Annotated in this window: 7 protein-coding genes; 2 read left to right on the top strand and 5 right to left on the bottom strand. The window is 58.4% G+C overall.

Features of this window, described 5'->3' with window-relative positions; genetic code table 11:
* Positions 1-225 precede the first annotated feature (225 nt).
* Positions 226-1,239, bottom strand: a complete 1,014-nt coding sequence (locus DMP06_RS11315) for a hypothetical protein (protein WP_148042486.1) — start codon at positions 1,237-1,239, stop codon at positions 226-228.
* Between the two features lie 122 nt (positions 1,240-1,361).
* Positions 1,362-2,288 carry a LytTR family transcriptional regulator DNA-binding domain-containing protein gene (locus DMP06_RS03610; protein ID WP_123208395.1) on the bottom strand — a complete coding sequence of 309 codons (927 nt, stop codon included), beginning with the start codon at positions 2,286-2,288 and terminating at the stop codon, positions 1,362-1,364.
* A gap of 302 nt (positions 2,289-2,590) precedes the next feature.
* Here DMP06_RS03610 and DMP06_RS03605 point away from each other — a divergent pair, with 302 nt between their 5' ends.
* Positions 2,591-3,352, top strand: a complete 762-nt coding sequence (locus DMP06_RS03605; RefSeq protein ID WP_161957803.1) for an ABC transporter permease — start codon at positions 2,591-2,593, stop codon at positions 3,350-3,352.
* Between the two features lie 227 nt (positions 3,353-3,579).
* Here the strand turns inward: DMP06_RS03605 and DMP06_RS03600 are convergent, their stop codons facing one another.
* From DMP06_RS03600 to DMP06_RS03590, 3 genes are read right to left on the bottom strand one after another with little or no spacing between them, the layout of a single operon-like run.
* Positions 3,580-4,287: an ABC-2 transporter permease gene (locus DMP06_RS03600; protein ID WP_123208376.1), complete on the bottom strand. Its 708-nt coding sequence runs from the start codon at positions 4,285-4,287 to the stop codon at positions 3,580-3,582.
* Complete coding sequence (locus DMP06_RS03595) at positions 4,284-5,177, bottom strand: ABC transporter ATP-binding protein (protein WP_123208375.1); 894 nt, start codon at positions 5,175-5,177, stop codon at positions 4,284-4,286. Before DMP06_RS03595 ends, DMP06_RS03600 begins: the two co-directional genes overlap by 4 nt.
* Positions 5,178-5,222: 45 nt before the next feature.
* The gene (locus tag DMP06_RS03590; protein ID WP_123208374.1) at positions 5,223-5,594 is read right to left on the bottom strand and encodes a GntR family transcriptional regulator; all 372 of its coding nucleotides are present in this window, start codon (positions 5,592-5,594) and stop codon (positions 5,223-5,225) included.
* Between the two features lie 359 nt (positions 5,595-5,953).
* On the opposite strand from DMP06_RS03590, the gene DMP06_RS03585 reads away from it, so the two are divergent.
* Entirely contained in the window at positions 5,954-6,559 is a 606-nt protein-coding gene (locus DMP06_RS03585; RefSeq protein ID WP_123208373.1) for a hypothetical protein, read from the top strand.
* Positions 6,560-6,612: the final 53 nt, after the last annotated feature.

Here is a 6,612-nt window from a genome sequence, read left to right as displayed (position 1 = left end):
CGAGGCGAAGAGGGCAGCGTGATGGTGTAGAATGCAGGCGATCCTGGGCGATGTCCCGTTCGCTCGGGCGGGCCTGCGGCCCGCGCCTCCCGAACGGGATCTTGACACCAACAATCGGCACACTACCTTTGTGGGTGATGCGGAAGGAGCTATTTGATGGCGTATCGGCAAAGTTTCCATAGACGAACAGTAGAAAGTCGAAATTTTTGGGACTGAAATGCAAATCTACGAGTATTGGTCGGCTAATTCGGGGTCGCACTCGGCAAATTCCAAGCTGTTTTGCTGCCTTGGTGCTCTCTCGTGGCGAAACAGTATTTCCCGCAAATCGTGTTCAGCTCCTATTGACATTGCAGTTCTGCCCTTTAGTTTGACATGGAGGGCTTTTGCCGTTTGTCGCATAAGGTAATTGAACTTTGCCGGGTCGCGCAGCTGTCGGTTTGTAACGACTATCACGTCGATGCCCTTGTCGGATTTGAGGGTGTTTCTTCTCAGTGCGTCTTCCGCGATTCGTAAAGCCCCCGTGTGGTGCGAATCGCTGTCGTACTCTAAAGCCAGCTTTGCCTTGGGCCAGAGTAAATCACATTTATAGCAGCTATTTCCCGTTTCAGCTTGAGCTCGCTTGCTTAAGTTTACCCTTGCATTGAGCGTTGGTGAGGGCAGCGCGTATCCGCCAAGGGTGGGCGGAAGCGTCGCGAGCATTGTCAGCGCTGCCTCGCTGGGTGATGCGGCCCCTTCGCATAAATATCTTAGGGCACGTCTTGCGGCTTTGACGCCGTATTGACCTTTTGCGTGATTGATATAGCTTTCGAGCTTGCGCTTCGTGGAGAGCCGACTGCGCTCTATATAGCCATCGTTCAGGATTGAGTAATCGCTGCATAATTCGCATCCTAGCCAAATCAGCTCTTGGATTGGTATGCATGATGCCATCTGAATAAAGCAAAGCTCTGGTGTGCTGCAGATCAAGGAGCGGTCGATCCTCAGAAAAGAATCTTCGGGGTATTTGCGAGTGCTTACGTGTTGAATGAATGTTTCTGTTGAATGGATGGTGCAAGGTGCGTTTGCCAGCATATGGCAGGGGAGGGAGATGCAATCGGGAAGAGCGAACTCTCCCTGCGAAAGCGCGCGCTGCCCTCCTGGTTCTGTTGCGTAAAACGCGGTTGTTGCGACGGGCTCCATCGTCGCGTAGAGCCAGGGATTGCGAAGGCATTCAAGGGCTGATATGTGGCTGAGGCACGGCATGAGCCCATGCTAGCGCGTGAGGCGTGATGGCTGTAGGGCTATGTCTCACCGCAAAGCAAGAGTTTGCAGACTTACTTCCAGCCGTATCGCACGAGCGCAGCGGGCGCATCGAGATGGGGCGCCTAGCGCCAGCCGTATCGCTCGCGCATCTCCTCGGCCCTGCCTTTGGCCAGGGGTATGGAGGTGTGCGCGGCATCTGACAGGGTGAGGTTGAAACTGTTGCGGGTGAACCGCTCCACCTTGGCCACTTTCTGGACGTTCACGATATAGGAGCGATGGCATCGGAAGAACCCGTAACGCGAAAGCTCGGCGTCAAGCTCCTCGAGCGTCATCGAGACGGGGTAGAGCTGGCCGCGTACGGAGGCGTAGTTCGCCCTGTTCACGCTCTCGATGAAGTCTATCTCGCGCGGGTCGAACAGCAGCGTGGCGTCGTCGGACTTGGCGGGCACTTTGAACACGCGCACTTCGTCTCCTTCATAGGGGGCGTCGCTCTCCTCGTCCTCAGAGCCCAGGGCGGTTTTTGCCGAGAAGTATCGCCCGTCTTCCTCATAAAATGCAGAGCCGGGCAAGAGTAGCGCTTCTCGCAAAGTGTTTCCGCAGCTGATGAGGCGTCCGCCGCCTTCGACCACCTGGCCCAACCATGTGAGCACCAGGCTGCGGTTGTCGGGCGTGACGTCGGCAAGGGGGCGTTCGCAGAATACCACCTCGGGCTCGAACAGGCTCATGCGCGCGAAGTTGAGCAAGGCGCGCTGTTCGGCGGAAAGAAGCTTCACGCGCGTGCGCGCAAGGCCTTTAAGGCCGAAATGGGCGATTGCCTCCTCGGCCGTGATGGCGCCTCCGGCTATGCGAGAGAAGAATCGCAGATATGATCGCACGGTTTCGCGGTCGAACCCCTTGTCCGACTCCATGAAGAATGCGCACCGGCGCCCTGAGCGGCGTTCATGGACAAAACGCATGGCGCGCTCGGTGGCTTCGCGCGAGCACTCGATGTGCACGCTCTTGTCGGCTTCGCTCTCGAGCAGCTGCTCTATGGAATCGTATTCAGACATGCGAACCTTTCGGGTGGTGATGCGGCGGAGCCCATCGCAGAGCACGCCTACGCTGAAGACGCGGAGGCTGCGCTGCGCTGCAGCGTTGGGGCTCATGACGCGGCCTGGGCAATGACCGTGGGCATCCTGTCAAACGGGCGCGCGGCGGTCGAAGACGTGCGCCGTCGGCTTATCGTATGAGGCTTGCGCCCCAGCAGCCAGCATATTATACCCGAGCTAGTTCTCTCGCCGCCGGCCACAATGTGCGGCGCCTATCGCCAAAACAGGTGCCTTCCTCTGAAATGCGCTATGATGTCTCGGCTATGAAACACACCTCGCTGCATACTCTTGGCGCTCTTGTCGCACGCGATACGCGCGACGCTCTTACCCATCCGCTCATGTTGGTCATGATTGCGGCGTCGCTTCTGATGGCGTGGTTTTTCGGTGCGCTGGGCACGCCTCCATGGACCGACGAGCATGAAGGCATTGCGCTGTGGCTTGCGTTGACCCTTATGATCGCGCCGGTGTTCTGCGGGTCCACCGTGTCGCATGTCTCAATTGCGGTCGACCGCCCAACCGGCACATATCTCACGCTTGCGGCGGCCGGCGTAAGCGGCGGTGCCATCATCGCTTCGAAGGTGGTCGCGTCTTTCGTGTGCTCCTTTATCACCTCTGCGGGCATGCTCGCGCTTTTGCATGTGCCTGTGGATCTTGCGGTTTATTTTCTGGTTTCGTTCGTGCCTGCGGCGTTGCCTACGCTCGCCATTTGCTGCATCTTGGCGGTGCTTTCACGCAACGACGACAAAATGGGGCCGATGTCGTTGTTCGAGATGCTGCCTGCGATTGTCCCGTTCGTCGGCTTCATGATCGACTCGGTGCGCTGGGCTGCCGTGTTTTTCCCAACCGGTCCCGCTGCGGAGCTGTTCCGTGCCGCGTGCGGTGCCCCTGCGCTTTTCCCTGTACCTGTCTTGGTGGCGCTTTGGGCATTTTGGGTCGCGGCCAGCATCGCAGCGGTCGTCTGGGCCGGCAAGCGTTTCGATCGAGAGCTTAACGCGCGGCTTTTAGGGGAGGAGGGCGTGCGTTGATGCGAAGTGGCGCTAGACAGGGATTAACCCGAGGCGGCTTTGAGCCGAACTCATTTCGTGCATGTTCTGCAGTATGAAGGGGCGATGTTTGAAGGCGGTCAGGGGACCGTCAAGCCAGCGTAAATCGAACCGCTCGTTTGCAAAATCTTGCATAAACAACAATGGCGGCCCTTATGAGTGGGCCGCCAAAGGAATGGGGAAGGCTGAAGGGCAAAGGCGCGTGCTGCCTACAGCTCTTTCTTTCGGTACAGGGCGATGGCGCCGGCGCAGCTGATGCAGTACGCACCCAGCGTGATGGCGGCAAGCCCGGCGATGACGACGGGGATGTTGCCTGGGTCTTCCACCCACGTTGCGAAGTCGGCAATGAACTGCGGCGCATCGATGACCTCGGGCAGAATGAGCGTCACGCCCAAGAACAGCACCATCAGAGCCGCAGGAATCCATCGCAGCGCCTTGGTGAGGCCGTAGCGCAAGATGAACGGCTGCAGAAGCGAAGAGAACATCAGGATGAGGCTCATGCCGGCGAATCCGCCGCCGAGGACCGTGAGCGGGTGGCGCATCTCGTCGGCGATGGTCTGGACGCTTTCGGCGTCGAGGGGCAGAACGGGGCTCAACTGCCCAAGGACCATTGCGATTACGAATGCAACCACGAGCGTGGCGATCGAAGAGATGAGCACGTTGAGATACCGGGCGATGACGAGGGATTCGCGGGCGACCGGGAGGGTGGCGCGAAAGCGCTCCCAGCCGTTCATATTGTCGTAGCCGGCAAAGGTGAACACCATCAGAATGGGCGCCATGGCGCTGATGCAGGCCACCATGGCGATGGTGGTTCCCATGCTGATGCCAATGACCAAGCCCACTATCAGATAGATGGCGAACTGCTGCAGCAGCACGTTTTTAATGGCAGAGAATTCAGAGAGGATGGCGGCCTTCATCGGGTTTCTCCCTTCAAAGTAAGCTGCATGTAGTCATCGATGGTGAGCCTCTCGCAGGCCACATCGGGGAAGCTGCGCTTAAAGGCGAACCGGTCGTATACCAAAAGATCGATGCCGTACTCGTATCGTATGAACTTCATGGTGTTCGGCTGGTAGGCGCCGCTTGCGGCGATCTGCTCGAACTGGGAGGTGCGGCACTTGGCCAGGCCCATCTCGTCGGTGATGACGTCCTTCGGCAGATCGAAGACGATGCGGCCCCCGTCGATGCACGCCACGGTGTCGGCGATCTTATCCAGGTCGGAGGTGATGTGGCTCGAGATGAGGATGCCGTGCATGTCGTCGGCCACGAACTCGCGCAGGATGTCGAGCACCTCGTCGCGGGCGAGGGGGTCAAGGCCTGCTGTGGCCTCGTCGAGGATCAAGAGGTCGGGCTCGTGCGCCAGGGCGCATGCCAGCTGCAGCTTCATGCCCATGCCGCGCGAGAGGTCTTTCACCTTTTTCTGCGGGTCAAGCCCGAAGCGATCGAGGTAGTCCTCGAATCGGCCTTGCCGCCAGCCCCTGAAGGCGGCCTTCATGATGGAGCTGGTGGTTTTCACGGGCAAGTCGCCGATGTAGGGGCATGTGTCGAGCACCACGCCGATGCGGCTTTTTATGCGCGCGTTGACCGACTGGCTCGAATTGATGCCGAACGGCTCGCCGAACAGTTCCACGGTACCCGCGTCGAGCGGCATGAGCCCCAGGATGGCGCGGATGGTGGTGGTTTTGCCGGCGCCGTTGGCTCCGACGAAGCCCGTGATGCCGCCCTTGGGCACCGATAGGCTCACGTTGTCCAGCACGGTCTTGGTTCCGTATCGTTTGGTCAGGCCACATACGCGAATGAGGTCAGTCATGGCAGTGTCTTTCTCACAAAGGGTGATAATGCGCTCGCGGGTTTGCTAGTCTCCCGCCATCAGGTCAAGCATGTCATGGAGCTCCTGGGTGCCAATGCCTGCGCCTTTGGCCTCGTGAACCGCCCTCTCGAGCAGCTCTTCCACGTGACGCAGGCGCTCTTCGCGCAAAAGCTCCATGTTGCCGCCCGCAACGAAGCTGCCCTTGCCCTGCACCGTCTCGATGAAGCCTTGCGATTCAAGCTCCTGATAGGCGCGTTTCGTGGTGATCACGCTGATGCGCAGGTCGCTTGCCAGGTTGCGGATGGAGGGAAGCATGGAGCCCTCCTCGAGCTCCCCGGATAGGATCATGTCCTTCATCTGCGAGACGATCTGCTCGTAGATGGGCTTGTCGCTCGCGTTTGAAATGATGATGTCCACGGTTGCTCCTTGGCTTGCAGATATCGTTCGGCGGGCGTCCCCGTCAAACGCCGTTCGGCCTTGGCGTCCCTCACCCGAACTTAGTGTATATACCCTATGTGCACAGTATATACACGGTATGCACAGTTGTAAAGGTGAGAAATTGTGAAATAGAGCCTCGTTCCGATCATCTGCTTTTTGCGACTTGCGCGTCTTGACGAGCAAGGACATGGCGCGCAGGCTCATGATGCGTCTTAGGTGCCGCGCACCAAAGAAACCGGCACCTTAAATCCTGAGCAAGCCAATAAAACTGCGCGCAATCGGAATTATCTGTTACAAAACGAAGCAGGCTGTATACATACTCGCTGAAGGGAGAGACCATGCATGCAGAAACAAAGCAGGTGCTGCTCAATGCGCATTGCGGTAAGCTCATCGGTGCGGTAGGCCATCATCGTCACTTTACCGCCAACTCAGCGGCTCGTGAACGCTTACTGCGTTTTCGCGAGCGCATCCTTCAGGAAGGAGCCGAAGCGTTTTTCAGGGAAGAGTATCCTGCCCGATCGGGAAAGGCGTTCATCGTCAACGTGGTCGATGGCAAATCGTGCCTTGTCGACGGGAATGCGCATTTGGTGGCGCTCGTGGCATGCTTTCCGCTTCTCAAACTCTCTGATTTGGCGGCGTTGTCGGGCCGTACTGACATCGTGCGCATATGGGAAGATGGGTGGGAGAAAGGATCGGGGCAAAGCGCGCCATATGACGTATATGTTCCTGTGGAAATAGACACTTCCCATATCCCCGGCGCACGCATCGATACCGACTGGTTTAAGCATCCGCCTGCGCCTACGAAAGTGATTCCCTCATGCATCTCTTTTGACGATCCTCTTTTTATGCCCGGCGATCGGGGCGTGCCCCTTTTTCAAACGGTAAGAGGGGTCTTTGGCGCGAAGGACTTTGACGACCTTACGTCGCAAGCGCCGCGCCAGTAATATAATTCCCGGCATGACATTTCCGCGCCCGCGCTGCCAAGGCACCGTGCCGC

Origin of the sequence: Slackia equolifaciens, assembly GCF_003725995.1 — a bacterium.
GTDB lineage: Bacteria > Actinomycetota > Coriobacteriia > Coriobacteriales > Eggerthellaceae > Slackia > Slackia equolifaciens.
Note: the sequence above shows the minus strand (reverse complement) of the source record. Positions and strands in the feature narration are given on the sequence as shown.

Coding starts and splice junctions, on each gene's coding strand:
- DMP06_RS11315 (WP_148042486.1), bottom strand. CDS start 1,239: ATGCCGTGCCTCAGCCACATATCAGCCCTTGAATGCCTTCGCAATCCC.
- DMP06_RS03610 (WP_123208395.1), bottom strand. CDS start 2,288: ATGTCTGAATACGATTCCATAGAGCAGCTGCTCGAGAGCGAAGCCGAC.
- DMP06_RS03605 (WP_161957803.1), top strand. CDS start 2,591: ATGAAACACACCTCGCTGCATACTCTTGGCGCTCTTGTCGCACGCGAT.
- DMP06_RS03595 (WP_123208375.1), bottom strand. CDS start 5,177: ATGACTGACCTCATTCGCGTATGTGGCCTGACCAAACGATACGGAACC.
- DMP06_RS03600 (WP_123208376.1), bottom strand. CDS start 4,287: ATGAAGGCCGCCATCCTCTCTGAATTCTCTGCCATTAAAAACGTGCTG.
- DMP06_RS03585 (WP_123208373.1), top strand. CDS start 5,954: ATGCATGCAGAAACAAAGCAGGTGCTGCTCAATGCGCATTGCGGTAAG.